Origin of the sequence: Streptomyces sp. NPDC088354 (genome assembly GCF_044753585.1) — a bacterium.
Classification (GTDB): domain Bacteria; phylum Actinomycetota; class Actinomycetes; order Streptomycetales; family Streptomycetaceae; genus Actinacidiphila.
In genome coordinates this window covers 154,725-171,150 of record NZ_JBIVNJ010000006.1, presented here as the reverse complement: position 1 = coordinate 171,150, position 16,426 = coordinate 154,725, and the positions used below count along the sequence as shown (strand labels likewise).

Below are 16,426 nucleotides of genomic sequence, written 5' to 3'. Positions count from 1 at the left end.
CGCTCGCGCCCGCAACTGACCGCTCCCCGGAGGACGTCCTGTCCGATGAGGAGTCGTGTGGGGGGCCGCATGCAGTTCATCGAGGTGACCGAGCTGGCGGGGGTGCGCTCGGCGGTCGTCCGCTTCCGCAGGCGCGGCAGTGGGCTGTCCTTCGTGACCTTCCCCATGGTGCACCTGGGGGAACGGTCCTTCTACGACCAGGTCACCGCCCGTCTGCGCACCCTGTGCGACCTGGTGATCGCCGAGGGGATCAAGGGCCGATCGCCGACCACCGAGGCGCTCACGCAGTCCTATCGCCGGCTGGACGGCAGCGAGCGGCTCGGCCTGGTCGTGCAGGACATCGACTACCGCGCGCTGGGTGTGCCGGTGGTGTGCCCGGACATGACCGGCGAGGAGCTGGAGAGCAGATGGCGGCAGGTCCCGCTCAGGGAACGGGCGGCACTGGCCGCCCTCGTGCCGGCCTACGCGACCGGGATGCGCCTGCTCGGCACACGGCGTTTCCTCGCCCGGCACCTGCGGACGGAGGACCTGCTCACCGACGCGGAGGAGGCCGCCGCCGACGTGATGACCGGCATGGAGGACGTGATCCTGCACCGGCGGGACCGCCTCCTGCTGGACGCGGTGCGGGAGTTCCACCGCGCCCGCGGCGACCGCAAGGAGCCGTTCACGATCGGCATCGTCTACGGCGCCGAGCACATGCGCGCCGTGGCCCCGGCACTGGCCGACCTCGGCTACCGCACGGCCGAATCCGAATGGCTGACGGTGTTCGCGCTCGATCCCCCGTACGCCGGTCCCTGACCGCGCGGGCCGCCCCGCGTCAGCGGACGGCGGCCGCGATGAGCTCCTGCAGACGCAGCCCGCGCGCGGCGTCCAGTTCCCCGGGGCGGCCGGTGCGGACGGCCTCGGCGAACTCGGCGCGCAGGACCGGCCAGCACTCCTCGTGGTCGATGCCGGCGGTGTCGTAGGTCAGCTCCCCGCCGGGGCCGAGGAGTTCGACCCGGGTACGGGCCTTGGGCAGGTTCACGCTCCCGGACAGCGAGGCCTGGCTGACGGCGCCGTTCTCGTGCTCACAGGTCAGCTCGACCCACCGGCGGGGATCGCCGGTGGCGCGGATCGCGGTGATCGGGCCGATCGCGGCGTCGAGCAGGTCGATCAGGTGCGGGCCGAGGTCGAGCAGGGCACCCTGCTCCAGCCGCCAGCCGGTGGCGAACTCGCCGCCGAGGAAGGCCCCGTGCAGATAGCAGGACCGCGCGCCGACGACCCGGGTGTCGCGGGCCCGGCGCAGGAAGTCCCGGGTCACGGGGTGGTAGCGCTTGGTCAGCACCATCTGCGAGACGACACCGGCCTCGGCGACGGCGTCCGCGACCGCCCGTGCCGCGGCCAGGTCGGGCCCGAGCGGCTTCTCCAGGAGGACCGCCTTGCCCGCCTTGGCGGCGCGCACGGCGAGTTCGGCCTGCACGGCCGGGGGCACGGCGAAGGCGACGGCCTCGCACCGGTCGAAGAGCTCTTCCGGGCTGCCGGCGGCCACCGTGCCGTAGGCGTCGGCGATCTCCTGAGCCGCCTCCGGCCGGCGGGCCCACACCGCGGTGAGCCGGGTCTCGGGACCGGCGGCGAGCATCCGGGCGTGCATGGTGCGGGCCCACGGCCCGGCGCCGATGAGGCCCACCCGCACGGGGGCCGGGCCGGAAGCGGGAAGGGGGGCGGGGCTGTTCACTGCGCTTGCTCCAAGAGACGGTTCGGGTCCTCGGCCGCCAGGCGGGCGTTGGCCTGGTCCGGGGCGTACAGGTGCTCCACGACCATGGCGGTGGCGCCGGCGAGCGCGGAGCGGTCGCCGAGGCGCGAGGTGACGACCTGCAGATGGCGCGTGGCGCGGGGAAGGGCGCGCTGGTAGAGCAGTTCGCGGACGCCCGTGACGAAGTGGGTCTCGGCGAGGTCTCCGGCGATCATCAGGACGCCGGGGTTGAGCAGGGTGACGACGGTGACCAGGACCTCGCCGCAGCGCCGGCCGGCCTCGCGGGCCAGTCGCACCGCGTCGGGATGGCCCGCGTCCAGGTGGGCGCGGACGTCCGCGGCGGAGGCGGCGGCGACGCCGAGCGCGCCCAGCTGCCCGGCCAGCGCCCGGCCGCTGGCGACGGCGGCCAGGCAGCCGTAGGAGCCGCACATGCAGCGGGCGTCCGGCGCGTCGTGCAGGCGGATGTGGCCGAGGTCGCCCGCCCCGCCGTCGATGCCGCGGAAGGGCCGGCCGTCGATGACGACGCCCGCGCCGATGCCGGTCGACACCTTCACCAGGACGAAGGCCGAGCAGTCGCGGCACGAGTCGCGCTGCTCGCCCAGGGCCATGAGGTTGGCGTCGTTGTCGACGAGCACCGGCACCCCGGCCGGGAGGCCGGAGTACCGGACGAGCGCCTCCTGCATGCGGCCGGGGACCGGATAGCCGTCCCAGCCGGGCATGATCGGCGGACGGACGACCACCCCCGTCGACTGGTCGACGGGGCCGGGCACCGACAGGCCGACACCGCACACCGCGGCCGGGGCGATCCCGGCCGCGGCGAGCAGCCCCGCGAACCGGCGGGCGAGTTCGTCCAGGACCTGCTCGGGCCCCTCGTCGAGGAGGAGTTCGCCGGTGTGCTCGGCGAGCACCCGGCCGGACAGGTCCAGGACGGCGGTGTGGGCGTGGGCGGTGTCCAGGTCCGCGGCGAGCACGGCGGCGTGCGCCGGGTCGAACCGCAGGTGGAGGGAGGGCCGGCCGCCGGTGGACTGCCCGCCCGGCACCGCCTCCACCCAGCCCGCGGCGAACAGCTGGTCCAGGCGCTGCCCGACGGTCGAGCGGGACAGACCGGTGACACGCTGGAGTTCGCCGCGGGTGGAGGCCTGCCCGGTGCGGATCAGTTCCAGCAGATGTCCTGCCGTGCTCCAGGGCGTTGCCATGCGTGCTCGTTCCCCCTCGTGTCGGGCCACTGCGCTCAGCTCTTGTCCGCGCCGCTGGTCAGGCCCTCGGTGAGGAGCCGTTCGGCCGCGTAGAAAAGGAGTACCACGGGAATCGTGAGCACCACCGAGCCGGCCATGAGGACGGTCTTGGGGACCTCGATGCCGTTGGCCAGTTGCTGCAGGCCGAGCGAGACCGTCCACTTGTCGGGCTTGGCCGCGAGGAAGAGCAGGGCGAACAGGAACTCGTTCCAGGCGATCATGAAGACGTACAGGCCGGTGGCCATCAACGACGGCGCGGCCAGCGGGAGGACGACCCGCCGCACGGTCTGCAGCCGCGAGCAGCCGTCGAGCGCCGCGGCCTCCTCGATGCTCTCGGGGATGGTGATGAAGTAGTTCTTCAGCATGTAGATCGAGACCGGGACGGTCTGCGCGATGTAGACGATCGCGAGGCCGAACAGGCTGCCCTGGAGGCCGATCCGGGCGAAGACCACGAACAGCGGCACGGCCAGCAGCGTGGCCGGGAAGAGGTACACGGCCAGGAAGACCGCGCTGACCTGGCGGCCGCCGAAGAACTTCAGCCGGCTCACCGCGTAGGCGCCGGGGACGGACACCAGCAGGGTCAGGACCACCGTGCCGAGTGCCACCAGGGCCGAGTTGCCGAGCATCCGCAGGAAGCCCTGGCCCCCGTCGTCGACGGACTGCAGAACGGTCCGGTAGGTGTCGAAGGTGATCTCGGAGGTGCTGACCCAGAGCTTGCCGGGGTCGAGCAGCAGCTCGTCGATCGGCTTCAGCGACAGCAGCACCATGTAGTAGAAGGGGAAGATCGTGGCGACGGCGAGGCCGGCGATCACCACCCAGCGCAGGACCGCGAAGGTCCGGTCCTCGATCTGTGCGCGACTGGCCATCACGCCTCCTCCTGAACCTTCTTGGCGAAGAACTTGAAGTAGATGCCGAGCAGCACGGCGAGGATCGCCGCGAGGACCAGGGCCTGCGCGGCGGCGGCGCCCACGTCGTAGCGGGCGGTGAGGAAGTCGTAGACGCGCACGGCCACCACGTCGGTGCCGGAACCCCCGCCGGTCAGCAGGTAGACGTCGTCGAACTTGTTGAACGTCATGATGAAGCGGAGCACCGACAGCAGGGCGATGACCGGCATCAGCTGCGGCAGCAGGATGTGCCGGAAGCGCTGCGTGATGGTGGCGCCGTCCACGACGGCGGCCTCCTCCAGCCCGTCCGGTACCGCCTGGAGGCGGGCGAGGAGGAAGAGGAAGGCGAAGGGGAAGTAGCGCCAGATCTCGAAGGCGATCACGGTGAGCAACGCCAGCGGCACGTGGACGTGCCAGCCGAGCAGGGAGATCTCCTGCGACCTGGTCGACAGGAAGGCGATGGGCTTGTCCCAGCCCAGCAGGTTGGTGCCGACCTCGTTGACGATGCCGAACTGCGGGCTGAGGGCGATCTCCCAGACGAAGGTCACGGCCACCACGGGCGCCACGTAGGGCAGCAGCATGGTGCCGCGCAGCAGCGCGCGCCCCCGGAAGGGGCGGCGCAGCGCGAGGGCCGCGACGAGTCCGAGGAGGATGGAACCGACGGTGGCGCCGACCGTGTAGGCGAGCGTGGTCCACAGCGAGGTCCAGAAGCCCGGAGAGGTGAAGACCTCGGTGAAGTTCTCCCAGGTCCAGTTGGACAGGAAGTCCATGCTCTGGATGTCGACCAGCCGGGCGTGCTGGAAGGCCAGCAGCACGGTCCAGGCGATCGGGAGGATCACGACGACCAGGACGACGAGCAGGGTGGGCGACACGAAGGCCAGGCCCGTCCGGTTCTCGCGCTGGCTCAGGGTCAGGGGCCGGCGTCCGCGGGGGTCCTGCGGGGTGCCCGTGGCCGGGGTTCTGCGCTGCTGGGTGGTCTGTGCGGTGCTCATCACTGCTTCCTTGAAGGACGAGGCCGGTGGCGGGTCACTGGAGGGACTTCTGCAGTGCCGCGACTTCCTCGTCGGCCTGCCTCATGGCCTCGCGCGGAGGCGTCTGGCCGGTGGTCATCTCCCCGACGGCCTTGGGGATGGGCAGCTCACCGATGGTGGCGCCCACCAGTGCGCCCTGACCCTGGGTGATGCCCCAGCGCTTCATGTTGCTGACGCCGGTGCTGAGCTCGTCCAGCAGCTGCGGTGAGAAGACCGACTGCAGGGGCTTCTTGGTGTCCACGCCGATGTCGCTGGCGCGCCAGGCCTTGAGGTATTTGCCGGGTTCCGCCGCGGTGCCGTCGCGGACCGGGATCTTGCCCTCGGGGGCCATGCCGAACCAGCCGGGGTAGCCGTCGCTCATCATGTAGCGGATGAATTTCTCCGAGGCCGCGGTCTCGGCGGTCCTGGTGACCACCCACGAGGAGATCTCGCCGAACTGGGCGGGCGCCGAGGCGTCGGGGCCGCGCAGCGCCGTGACGATCCCGCTGTTGTCGGAGAGGTACTGGTGGTCCTTCTTGCACTGGGGGCAGCTGGGCAGGGCGTCGTTGCGCAGGCCCGCCAGCTCGTCCAGGAGGAAGGTGGACCAGACGATCATCGAGGACTGCCCGGCGAAGTAGGTCGCCCGGGTGGTGTCGACGGTCTGGGTGCCGGGGGCGCCGAGGTCGCCGCCGAGGCGGTCGTACAGGGAGAAGGCGCGTTCGCACTGCGGGCTGCCGAGGGTGACCTTGCCGTCGCTGCCGGCGAGTTCGCAGCCGTTGGCGAGGGCGATGTCCTCGAAGCTCTGCTGGGTGAAGACGTCCCCGGGGTCGGTGGACAGCGACATCCCGTCGACGCCGCCGGTGTTGAGCTTCTGCGCCGCCTTGAGCATGGCGTCGTAGGTGTCGGGGGCGGCCAGGCCGGCCTTGGCGAAGAGGTCCTTGCGGTACACGAGGATCTGCATCCAGGCGTCGCTGGGGACGCCGAGCCGAGTGGCGCCGTCCGCGGTGAGCTTGAGGGCGTTGGCGTTGAAGGTGCCGGCGCCGAGGTCGTCGACGACCTTCGCGGTGGCGTCGGTGTTGAGCAGGCCGTTGGTGTACATCTGCCAGACCGGGGCGAGGGGTATGCCGCCGATGACGTCGGGCAGGGTGCCTGCGGCGGCGGCCGACATGATCAGCTGCGGGAGCTGGCCCTCGTCGACGCCGACCAGGTCCACCTTGACCCCGGACTGCTTCTCGAAGGCCGCGACGTTCTTCTTCGTCGCCGCCATCCGGTCGCTGAGGTTCTCCAGACTCCAGACGGTGATCTTGCCGTCGGGTTTACCGGTGTCCTGGGCGGCGCACCCGGCCATCACCCCGATCCCCAGTGCGGCGGCCAAGCCGCTCGCCAGCGCTCTCGACCGTCGGGACCACATCCCCATCAACCGTCCTCACGTCAGCCCTGCGTTACGTATGTGTTGCATCAGAACACCACTTTTGCTTGTTGACAAGACTTAAGTCTCGGATATCTTCGACGTAAGTCAGCTCGTGAGGGCTGAACGGTCTGCATAACCGAACTCTCCGGAGCCTCTTGTGGAACGCGTCGTCCAGTTCACCGGCCCCCGTCAGGTGGAGGTCGCCCCCAGCGAGTCAGCCGCCCTGCCCCCCGGCCACCTGCGCGTGCGCACCCGCTACTCCGGCATCTCCGCGGGCACCGAGCTCACCGCCTACCGCGGCACCAACCCGTACCTGACCCGCACCTGGGACGCCGAGGCCCGGCTGTTCAGGGACGGCGCGGCCGGCATCGAGTACCCCGTCGCGGGCTGGGGCTACTCCGAGGTCGGCGAGGTGACCGAGGTCTCACCCGAACTCGTCGACGTACCGGGCATGCCCGCCGCCGGCGACCTGGTCTGGGGCATCTGGGGTCACCGCAGCGAGGGCATCGTCCCCGCCGAGCGCATGGTCGGGCACCGGCTCCCGGCCGGCCTGGAGCCGCTGGCGGGCGCCTTCGCCCGGGTCGGCGCGATCGCATACAACGCCGTCCTCGGCAGTGACCTCCACGTCGGTGAGGACGTCGCCGTCTTCGGCCAGGGCGTCATCGGACTGCTCACCACCCGGCTCGCCCAGCTCAGCGGCGCCCGCGTGACCGCCGTCGACGCCCTGGACGGCCGGCTGGCCAAGGCCGCGGAGTACGGCGCGAGCACCACCCTCAACGCCCGCACCGACGCCGTCGCCGAGCGGATCCGCGCCGCCACCGACGGTCGCGGCGCCGATGTCGCCATCGAGATCAGCGGCGCCTACCCCGCGCTGCACGAGGCCCTGCGCTCGGTCGTCGTGGGCGGGCGGGTCGTCGCCTCCGGCTTCTACCAGGGCGACGGCGTGGGCCTGCGGCTCGGTGACGAGTTCCACCACAACCGCGTGCAGCTCATCTGCTCGCAGATCGGCGGCGTGCCCCCGCAGCTCGCCGGCCGCTGGACCGTGGAACGCCTCCAGCAGACCTTCCTGCGGCTCGTCGCCGAAGGCCAGGTCGACGTCAAGTCCCTGGTCAGTCATGTCGTCCCGGTCGCCGACGCGGCCGATGCCTATGTCCTGCTGGATGAGCGTCCCGCCGACGCGCTCCAGGTCGTCCTGGAGTTCTGAGAGGCCCTTCGATCATGTTCAAGACCGCTTGCCAGGAACAGCTGCTGCCCGGCGACACCCTCCAGCAGAAGTGGGAGTTCGCGCAGAGCGCGGGCTACGACGCCATCGAACTGCGCGCGAAGGGCGACTTCCACTTCCGCGACCGACTGCCCGAGCTCCGCAAGGCCCTGGCCGACGGCGTCGTCATGCCCACCGTCTGCGTCGACATGCTGCACTTCTTCGGCGCCTTCGACGCCGAGCTGCGCCGTGACGCCCTGGAGCAGATGAAATCGCAGCTGACCGTCATCGGCGAACTCGGCGGCCTGGGCGCCCAGACCCCCGCCTCGTACGGCATGTTCTCCCGCCGGCTGCCGCCCTTCGAGCCGCCGCGCAGCGAGGAGGAGGACCGCGAGGTCCTGCTGGAGGGCCTGACCGAACTCGGGGAGCACGCCCGCGCCGAGGGCGTCACGCTCTTCCTCGAGCCCCTCAACCGCTACGAGGACCACATGGTCAACCGGCTGGAGCAGGCCGCGGACCTGATCCGCGCCGTGGGCCTGGACTCGGTGCGCATCGGCATCGACAGCTACCACATGAACATCGAGGAGGCCGATCCCGCCGCCGCGATCCTCGCCGTCGCCCCGCTGATCGGCCACGCCCAGGTCAGCGACTCCAACCGCTTCCAGGCCGGCGCGGGCCACCTGGACTGGCCGGCCTGGCTCGGAGCGCTGGACGCCGCCGGGTACGACGGCTACCTGGCCGCCGAGTGCCGGCTGACCGGGGACCCGCTCGAGGCCGTGCGCTCGGTCCCCGCCTTCCTGCACCGGGCAGCGGGATGACCTCCCTCCTCGAACCGGCCCTGCGCTCCCCCGTCGCCGACCCGGACGCCGCGCTGCGCCGGGACGCCGCGCGCGTCCTGTTCTCGAACTGGACCGGCGCGGCCACGGTGCCCTCGCGCACGCTGTACCCGCACCAGTGGAGCTGGGACTCGGCGTTCATCGCCATCGGGCTGCGGCACCTGTCGCCGCGCCGCGCCCAGCGAGAGCTGGAGACGCTGCTCGGCGCGCAGTGGGGCGACGGCCGGGTCCCGCACATCGTGTTCAACCGCTCGGTGCCGCTGGACGCGTACTTCCCCAGCCCCGACTTCTGGCGCTCCTCGTCCGCGGGCGCCGCCTGCGGTGCCCCGGCGGACATCGAGACGTCCGGCATCGTGCAGCCCCCCGTGCACGCGCTGGCCGCCTGGCAGGTCCACCGCGCCGATCCCGCCGAGTCCCGCCGTCGCGGCTTCCTGCGCCGGATGTACCCGCGGCTCGCCGCGTGGCACCGCTGGCTCGCCGCCTCCCGTGACCTCGGGGGCGGCGGCCTGGCCGCGATCGTGCACCCCTGGGAGCCGGGGCTGGACAACAGCCCCGTGTGGGACGCGGCGCTGGCCCGCATCGAGCCGGCGCCGCCCGAGTCCTTCCGGCGCGCCGACCTCGACCACAGCGCGGCAGCCGACCGCCCGACCGATCTGGACTACGGACGCTACGTCCGGCTGGCCGCCACCTACCGGGACCACGGGTACGACGACGCGGTCACGCCGCACGCCTTCGCGTTGGAGGACCCCGGGTTCAACGCCCTGCTCATCGCCTCCGAGCACGCCCTGGCCGACATCGCGGAGGAGGCAGGGGCCGACCCGGCACCGCACCGCGAACGGGCCGCGGCTGCCACCGCCGCGCTGGTCGCGCGGCTGTGGAGCCCCGAGGCCGGTGCCTTCCTCGCCCGCGACCTCGTCACGGGCGAGGCCGTCCGCGCGTACAGCGTCTCCGGGCTCGTCCCGCTGATCGTGCCGGGCCTGCCCGAGGACGTCGTGCGGGCGCTGGTCGGCACCGCGCACGGCGAGCACTTCGGCCTCGGCCGGGCGCACCTGGTGCCCAGCTACGACCTGACCGGACCCGTCTTCGACGCCAACCGGTACTGGCGCGGGCCCAGTTGGTTCAACACCGCGTGGCTGGTGCACCGCGGCCTGGCACTGCACGGGCACGCCGGGGCCGCGGCCCGGCTGCGCGCCCAGATCCTCGCCGACGCCCGCGCCACCGGCTTCGCCGAGTACGTCGAGCCCTGGAGCGGCCAGGGCCGCGGCATCCGCCGCTTCAGCTGGACGGCGGCCCTCGCCCTGGACCTGCTGCGGCAGCCCGGCGATCCGGGTCGTGCGGCACGTCGCAACGGACAAGGAGAGCCCCGCCGATGACCGTCGATCGTCTGCTGGTCCACCGCGGCACCTTCGCCGCCACCAGCCCGTCCGGTGACATCACCGGGCGCCGCGGCGACAGCCCGGACGGCCTGTTCCTGCGCGACGCCCGGCACCTCAGCCGCTGGCGGCTCACCGCCAACGGCGCCGAGCCCACGCTGCTGACCTCGTCCGACGAGGGCTTCGTGCTCACCCCCGCGGGTGGCCGCGACGAACCGCCCGCGTACTCCCTGTTCCGCCTCCAGGCGGTCGTGGCGGGCGCGCTCACCGAGCGCATCCGGGTGGTCAGCAACCGGGCCGAACCCACCGTCGTAGACATCGCGTTGGAGGCGGACGCCGACTTCGCCGACCTGTTCGAGCTGCGCGCCGACCATCGCCGGTACGACAAGTCCGGCGGCGTCAGGACCGTGGAGGAGGAGCCGGCCGGTGTCGTCTTCCGCTACCGGCGCGGCGACGACTGGGCCTCGCGCACCACGGTGACCGCCTCCCCCGCGCCGGTGGACGCGACTCCCCTGGACGCGCCCGACGGCGGCACGGCACGCCGGCTCACCTGGCGGTTCGAACTGCCCGGCCACGGAACGGCCGAGCTGGCCCTCACCGTGACCGCGGTGCCCCAGGGCGCCGAGGAGGCGAGCGCTCCCCCCTCCCCCGCCGCAGTGCGCAACCAGCACGCCGCCGAGGTGGACGCCTTCGTCCAGGCACGGCCCCGTCCGCGGACGCTGACCTCGTGGGACGAGCTCGCGCGCGCCTGCGCCGCGGGGCTGGCCGACCTGGCCCGGCTGCGCGTGCCGGCCACCGGGCCGTCCGGCGAGGCGCTGCTGGTGCCCGCCGCCGGCATTCCCTGGTTCCTGACGCTCTTCGGCCGTGACTCGCTGCTCACCTCCCTGTTCGCGCTGCCGTACCGGCCCGAACTCGCCGCCGGCACCCTCCTCGCGCTGGCCGCGACCCAGGGCACGCGCGACGACGACAGCCGGCTCGAACAGCCGGGCAGGATCGTGCACGAGGTCCGCCACGGCGAACTCGCGCACTTCCGGCAGGTGCCCTACGGCCGCTACTACGGCAGCGTCGACGCCACCCCGCTCTTCCTCGTCCTCCTGCACGCGTACACCGCGGCCACCGGCGACCACACGCTCGCCCAGCGGCTGCGTCCCCAGGCCCGCGCCGCCGTGGACTGGATGTTCGGCCCCGGCGGCCTGGGCGCGGGCGACTACCTGCGCTACACCTCCGACGCCGGGCGCGGCGGGCTCGCCCACCAGAACTGGAAGGACTCCGAGGGCGCGATCTGCTACGCCGACGGCCGCCGCCCCGAGGGCGCCCTCGCCGTCTCGGAGGTCCAGGGGTACGCCTACGACGCGCTGGTCCGCACGGCCCGGCTCGCCCGCACCGTGTGGGACGACGCCGAGGAGGCCGGCCGGCTGGAGAAGGCCGCGGCCGATCTGCGGGACCGCTTCCGCCAGGACTTCTGGATGGCGGACGCAGGCTTCCCCGCGCTCGCGCTGGACGGCGAGGGCCGTCAGGTCGACGCCCTGGCCTCCGACGCGGGGCACCTGCTGTGGTCCGGCATCCTCGATCCGCAGGACGCCCGCATCGTCGGCCGCCGCCTGCTGCAGCCGGACTTCTTCTCCGGCTGGGGCATCCGGACGCTCGCCGCGGGCCAGGCGCCGTACCACCCCCTGTCGTACCACCGCGGGAGCATCTGGCCGCACGACAACGCGGTCATCGTGCTCGGCCTCGCGCTCAGCGGCCTCCCCGAGGAGGCCTCCCGGGTCGCCCACGGTCTGGTCCGCGCGGCCGCCCTGCACGACTGGCGGCTGCCGGAGGTCATGGCCGGCTACGGCAGCGCCGATCACCCGGTCCCCGTCCCCTACCCCCACTCCTGCTCCCCCCAGGCATGGGCGGCGGCCACCCCGCTGGCGCTGCTCACAGCTCTCAACAGCGCACCTGACTTGCGCGGTTGAGACCCGGGCCCGGTGGGCGGACGAACGCGGACCGTCCCCCACCGGGGCCCGTTCCCCTGGGCGCCGCCTAGACCGGCCCGGGCGCGCCCTGCTTCTCGTCGAACGTCGTCTCCGGCGGCGGGGTGCGGAAACCGCGCGTCAGCCAGGCCAGGTGGACCACGCCGAGGGCCAGCCAGACCAGGCCGAGGGTCAGTGCCTTGCCGTCCAGGTGGAGCAGCAGCCACAGGTCGATCAGCGCGCCCGCGGGCCGGGACGACGGCCCACGCGAACGAGTTGGGGGCCTGCCCCGCGCGGCGCTTGCGCAGATACGTCGCGATCACGCTCAGGCTGACGAAGGTGAAGGCCGTGAACGCACCGAAGTTGATGAAGGACGTGGAGGTGGCCACGTCCAGGCGGAGCGCGACAAGGCCGACGGCGCCCGTGAGCAGGATGTTGAACGCGGGCGTCAGGTACCGGGGGTGGACGTAGCCGAAGAGCTTGCGCGGCAGGACGTCGTCGCGGCCCATGGCGAACAGCAGGCGCTCGGCCGCCTCGTCGCCGTGGTGGGGTCGACCGCGGCGGCCAGGACCGGCCGTCGGCCGTGGCCGTCCCGGTGGCGGACCTGCCGCCGACGCGGGTCGTGCTCGGCCGGCCCGAGCACGTCTCCCGCCCCGACGTCGCCGACTTCGTCCGCGCCGCGCGGGCCCTCGTCGCGGATCAGGACGTGATGTGCCCGAGTACCCGGCGTCCAACGCCGGTTCCCCGGTGCCCCGTCGACCCCGGCCGCGCGCCGCGTGGCATGATGCCGCGATGGATGCTCAGCCGCGGACCGCGCCCTCGACCACGGCCGGCGACCGTGCCTCCCTGGTCGCCTTCCTCGACCACCAGCGCGGGACGCTCGCCATGAAGTGCGCCGGGCTGACCGGCGACCAGCTCCGCCGGAAGGCCGTCCCGCCCTCGGGGCTCTCCCTCCTCGGGCTGGTGCGGCACGCCGTCGAGGTGGAACGGATCTGGTTCCGGCTCGTGTGGGGCGGCGCGGACATCGCACCGTACTGGGGACCGAAGAGGGACGGCGCGTACGCCGAGTTCGACGTCCAATCCGCCGACCCCGACGAGGCGTTGACGGCGTGGCAGCAGGAGTGCGCCCACTCCCGCGCCGTCGTGGAGGACGCCGCGTCGCTGGACGCCACGGTGCGATGGCGCGACGAGACGTACAGCCTGCGCTACATCGTCACGCACATGATCGAGGAGTACGCACGCCACAACGGCCACGCGGACCTGCTGCGGGAGCGGCTCGACGGCAGCACGGGCGAGTGAGTCCCGGCGCCCGCGGTCCGGTTGAGGGCCCACCGGGTCAGCCGGTGAGAGGTCCGTCCCACAGCTGGTAGGTCGAGGAGTGCGGCCACCACGGCTTCCGGTTGAGGTAGCTGATCGTCAGCGTCGTGTAGCGCCGCAGATGCGGATCGCCGGGCCAGGCCACGTTGCCGGACAGCCGCACCGTGACCGCGAAGGTGTGGAAGGTGCCGGCCGCGCAGTACGGATCGCAGTCGTTGACCTCCTCGTACCCCGAACCGACGGCCGAGTCGCGGTCCCAGCTCGTCCAGTAGAGGCCTCCGAGGCGGTCGTTGCCGTCGCCGCAGGCGAGGAGGACGTCGCCCGGGATCACGCGCGGCTGCCCGAAACAGTTGACGAGGACGGTGGCGTACGTCGCGGTGCCCGGGCTGTTCCGCGGGGTGGTGGCGGAGGCCTGCGTGGGCGCGAGTGCCATGGCGGCGGTGAGGCCGGTGGCGGTGGCGGTGAACGCGAGGGTGCGGAGGAGTGGCATGGCGGTCTGCCTTCCTGGCCGCTGCCTGGTGCGGTAGCAGTCGGGTGCGAAGGTCGGCGGCGGGTCCCGCCGCCGGTGGTGCGTTCGCGAGGGGGCGTGACGAGTGTGACGGCCTCCTCGGGCGGCAGTCGTACCACTGCGAACTCACGGTCCTACAGGGGGCAGCGGCTCGCAACCCGGCCCCTTCGCAACCCCGCCGGGACCCCGATGACCTGCCGTTTCAGCGGCGTTGGCCCGCGCTCGGATCCCGTCACGGTCCGCCACCGAACCGACGGATCCGGTCACTCGGCGTCACCGGTGCCCCGCGCCGCGCACCGCGTGGCCGGTGAGCGGACCCACCGTCAGCCCGGCGGCACGGCACTCCGCGACGAGGCCCGGCAGGGCGGCGAGGGTGGCGCGCCAGCTGCCGGGGGCGGAGGCGCGGTCGGAGTCGTGGAGGAGCACGGTGCCTCCGGGACCGAGGTCGCCGCGCAGCGTCCGCAGGACGGTGTCGGCGGTGGCCCCGGCCGTCCAGTCACGGCCCCACGCCGTCCACAGCACCGGGGTGAGGCCGGCCCGCGCTGCGGCGGCCAGCCGGCCCCCGGTGAGGATGCCGTAGGGGGGCCGGTACCAGCGCGGCACGCTGCCGGTCGTGTCGCGGAGCGCCGCCGCGGACCGCAGCAGCGCGGCACGGTCCCGTCCCGGGGCGGGCAGCCAGGGGCGGGTGTGCGTCCAGCCGTGCACGGCGAGTTCATGGCCGCGGCGCACGGTCTCGCGGGCGACGGCGGGATGCCGCAGCACGCTCGCGCCGAGCACGAAGAAGGTGGCGCGGACCGACAGTTCGTCGAGCGCGTCGAGGAAGTACGGCGTGGAGCGCGGGTCGGGCCCGTCGTCGAACGTGAGGGCCACGTGGTCGGCGCGGCCGAGGCCGGCCAGGCCGGGGAAGGCCCGGCGGCGCAGCCCGGGCAGCCAGGTGGCGGCCGGGACGATGTGCGTGGCCGTGAGCAGCAGGGCGGCCGCGCCGGCCCGCCCGGCCGCGCTGCTAGTCATGGCGCGCCGTCCGTGCCGGGGCCGGCGTCCGCCCGCGCTCGGGCGTGTCCCAGCCCCCGCTCAGCGCGGGCGAGCGGGAGAGGCCGACGACCCCGGCGGCCATGAGGGCCAGGCCCGCGAGTTCCGGGCCGAGGTGGGTGCCGAGCGCGATGCGCTCGCCGAAGAGCACCCACCCCAGGGCGACGCTCAGCAGGGCGTCCCCGAGGGTGAGGGCGGGCTGCGAGGCGGCGAGGGTGCCCGCCCGCAGGGTGGCCTGCAGCATGACCAGGCTGAGCAGGCCGACCGCGGCAGCGGCGTACAGCTGCCAGGCCGTGACGAGCGCGCCCGGGCCCTCGGGAATGCGTCCGGTGACGTCCTTGATCAGAGCGGCGGTGCAGGCGAAACCGGTGGCAGTGGCGCAGCCGAGCACACCGGCCCGGGCCGCCGCCCCGCGCAGCGCGCGCCCGGCGAGCCACAGGACGGCCATCAGCGCGGCGAGCGGCGGTCCGGCGCGCAGCCAGCCGTCCGCGACGGCGGTGGGCTGCCCCTCGGAGGGCGCCGCGACGGCCAGGAACACCGCGAGTCCGGCGGCCAGCGAAAGGAACCACAGCCACGTACGGCCGTCCGGGCGACGGGAGAAGACGACGCTGCCCGCCATCAGGGTGAACAGCAGCTCGGTCGCCATCAGCGGCTGGACGACGGACAGCCGGCCCACCGCGAGCGCGGTCGCCTGCAGCGCGCCGGAGAGCGCGAGAGCGGCCATCCCGGCCGCCCACAGCGGACGTCCGACCAGGCGCAGCGCGGGCCGTACGCATCCGGGCACCCCCCGGCGGCCGGAACCGCGCCGCTCGTCCCGCCGCTGCGCGTCCTGCTGCAGGTTGGCCTTGCGCTGGAGCACCGAGGCCGCGCCGTTCGCGCAGGCCGCCAGCAGGGCCAGCACGATCGTCAGGACGTGCGCGTCCACCGTCTCATCCGTACTTGCCGGCCATCCGGCGGTAGACCCCGGGCAGCAGGCCGCGCACCATCACCGGCACGCGCAGCCAGCCCGGTACGTAGACCTCGGCGCGGCCCCGCCGCACCGCGTCGCTGACCGCGGCCGCGACGCGTTCGGCGGGCACGGGCCGCGGCCGGGACCGCTTGTAGGCCACGCCCCGGTGGGCGAAGAAGGGCGTGTCCACCACACCCGGGATGACGTGGGTGATCCGCACGCCGGTGCCCGCCAGTTCGTACCGCAGGGACTCGGCGAAGGTGCCGAGGGCCGACTTGGCCGCCGAGTAGACCGCCTCCTCGCGCACGCCTACGGTGCCGGCGAAGGAGCCGATGATCACGATGTGCCCACGGCGCCTGGCCAGCATCCCGGGCAGCGCGCGCCGTACCAGCTCCATGGCCGCCAGCACGTCCACGTGGAAGACCCGCTGGACCGCCGCCGGCGGCATCGACACGAACGGGCCGGCCCAGCCGATGCCGGCACCGACCACCAGGAGGTCGACGTGGCCGGTGGTGAGCAGGGCGTCGTGCACCAGGCGCCCGGGGCTCCCGGGATCCTCCAGGTCGGCCCGCAGGGGGGTGGCCGCGGTGCGTTCCGCGACGGCAGCGAGCCGCTCCCGGTCGCGGCCGCTGACCAGCAGGCGCCATCCGTCGGCCGCGAGGCGGTCGGCGACGGCGGCACCGATGCCCGACGACGCCCCGGTCACCAGCGCGACGGGGGCCGGCGCGCCGGGCGGAACCGGCCTGCCGGACAGAGCGCGGTCAGCGCTGATCGCTTTGGACGGGTGAGTTGTCATGGGCGTCGCTTTCTGTCGCTGCCACCACGTCGGGGCAGGCGTCGCTTCGCTTCCGGGAAACGTTTCCCTCCGTTTTCAGTAAAGCGCCCGAACGCGTCCCCGGCTCAGCGACGGTTCGCGCCCGGCGCGGTGTTTGCCGCGGCGGCACATCGGATACTCCGATACATCGAAGAGATCCGCAGGCCCGCGG

15 protein-coding genes are annotated in these 16,426 nt (G+C 73.5%); 6 read left to right on the top strand and 9 right to left on the bottom strand.

The window, feature by feature from the left end:
* Positions 1–69: 69 nt before the first annotated feature.
* Positions 70–798 carry a hypothetical protein gene (locus tag ACIP98_RS12515; protein WP_319659569.1) on the top strand — a complete coding sequence of 243 codons (729 nt, stop codon included), beginning with the start codon at positions 70–72 and terminating at the stop codon, positions 796–798.
* A gap of 19 nt (positions 799–817) precedes the next feature.
* Here ACIP98_RS12515 and ACIP98_RS12510 read toward each other — a convergent pair whose 3' ends face one another.
* Genes ACIP98_RS12510 through ACIP98_RS12490 form a run of 5 tightly spaced genes read right to left on the bottom strand, consistent with a single transcriptional unit; the run spans position 818 to position 6,278 of the window.
* On the bottom strand, positions 818–1,714 hold the full coding sequence (locus tag ACIP98_RS12510; protein ID WP_319659570.1) for a Gfo/Idh/MocA family oxidoreductase: 897 nt from the start codon (positions 1,712–1,714) through the stop codon (positions 818–820).
* On the bottom strand, positions 1,711–2,928 hold the full coding sequence (locus ACIP98_RS12505; RefSeq protein ID WP_319659571.1) for an ROK family transcriptional regulator: 1,218 nt from the start codon (positions 2,926–2,928) through the stop codon (positions 1,711–1,713). Before ACIP98_RS12505 ends, ACIP98_RS12510 begins: the two co-directional genes overlap by 4 nt.
* 35 nt (positions 2,929–2,963) lie before the next feature.
* Complete coding sequence (locus ACIP98_RS12500) at positions 2,964–3,833, bottom strand: carbohydrate ABC transporter permease (RefSeq protein WP_319659572.1); 870 nt, start codon at positions 3,831–3,833, stop codon at positions 2,964–2,966.
* Complete coding sequence (locus ACIP98_RS12495; protein WP_319659573.1) at positions 3,833–4,843, bottom strand: sugar ABC transporter permease; 1,011 nt, start codon at positions 4,841–4,843, stop codon at positions 3,833–3,835. The genes ACIP98_RS12500 and ACIP98_RS12495 overlap by 1 nt, the downstream gene beginning before the upstream one ends.
* A 34-nt stretch (positions 4,844–4,877) precedes the next feature.
* Positions 4,878–6,278, bottom strand: a complete 1,401-nt coding sequence (locus ACIP98_RS12490; protein WP_401975432.1) for an ABC transporter substrate-binding protein — start codon at positions 6,276–6,278, stop codon at positions 4,878–4,880.
* A gap of 151 nt (positions 6,279–6,429) precedes the next feature.
* Between ACIP98_RS12490 and ACIP98_RS12485 the strand changes: the two genes are divergently transcribed.
* The 5 genes from ACIP98_RS12485 (at position 6,430) to ACIP98_RS12465 (ending at position 12,936) form a co-directional block, all read left to right on the top strand.
* On the top strand, positions 6,430–7,476 hold the full coding sequence (locus tag ACIP98_RS12485) for a zinc-binding alcohol dehydrogenase (protein ID WP_319659575.1): 1,047 nt from the start codon (positions 6,430–6,432) through the stop codon (positions 7,474–7,476).
* 14 nt (positions 7,477–7,490) lie between these two features.
* Positions 7,491–8,291, top strand: a complete 801-nt coding sequence (locus tag ACIP98_RS12480) for a sugar phosphate isomerase/epimerase family protein (protein ID WP_401975429.1) — start codon at positions 7,491–7,493, stop codon at positions 8,289–8,291.
* The gene (locus ACIP98_RS12475; RefSeq protein WP_401975426.1) at positions 8,288–9,682 is read left to right on the top strand and encodes an MGH1-like glycoside hydrolase domain-containing protein; all 1,395 of its coding nucleotides are present in this window, start codon (positions 8,288–8,290) and stop codon (positions 9,680–9,682) included. The genes ACIP98_RS12480 and ACIP98_RS12475 overlap by 4 nt, the downstream gene beginning before the upstream one ends.
* Positions 9,679–11,640, top strand: a complete 1,962-nt coding sequence (locus tag ACIP98_RS12470; RefSeq protein WP_401975423.1) for a glycogen debranching N-terminal domain-containing protein — start codon at positions 9,679–9,681, stop codon at positions 11,638–11,640. The genes ACIP98_RS12475 and ACIP98_RS12470 overlap by 4 nt, the downstream gene beginning before the upstream one ends.
* A 789-nt stretch (positions 11,641–12,429) precedes the next feature.
* Positions 12,430–12,936, top strand: coding sequence for a DinB family protein (locus tag ACIP98_RS12465; protein ID WP_401975420.1), 507 nt, complete (start codon positions 12,430–12,432; stop codon positions 12,934–12,936).
* Between the two features lie 37 nt (positions 12,937–12,973).
* Here the strand turns inward: ACIP98_RS12465 and ACIP98_RS12460 are convergent, their stop codons facing one another.
* From ACIP98_RS12460 to ACIP98_RS12445, 4 genes are all read right to left on the bottom strand, one after another.
* The gene (locus tag ACIP98_RS12460; protein ID WP_401975418.1) at positions 12,974–13,444 is read right to left on the bottom strand and encodes a hypothetical protein; all 471 of its coding nucleotides are present in this window, start codon (positions 13,442–13,444) and stop codon (positions 12,974–12,976) included.
* 291 nt (positions 13,445–13,735) lie between these two features.
* Positions 13,736–14,473 carry a polysaccharide deacetylase family protein gene (locus tag ACIP98_RS12455; protein ID WP_401975415.1) on the bottom strand — a complete coding sequence of 246 codons (738 nt, stop codon included), beginning with the start codon at positions 14,471–14,473 and terminating at the stop codon, positions 13,736–13,738.
* Positions 14,466–15,416, bottom strand: a complete 951-nt coding sequence (locus ACIP98_RS12450; protein WP_401975412.1) for a DMT family transporter — start codon at positions 15,414–15,416, stop codon at positions 14,466–14,468. The genes ACIP98_RS12455 and ACIP98_RS12450 overlap by 8 nt, the downstream gene beginning before the upstream one ends.
* A 4-nt stretch (positions 15,417–15,420) precedes the next feature.
* Positions 15,421–16,236 carry an SDR family NAD(P)-dependent oxidoreductase gene (locus ACIP98_RS12445; protein WP_319659584.1) on the bottom strand — a complete coding sequence of 272 codons (816 nt, stop codon included), beginning with the start codon at positions 16,234–16,236 and terminating at the stop codon, positions 15,421–15,423.
* Positions 16,237–16,426: the final 190 nt, after the last annotated feature.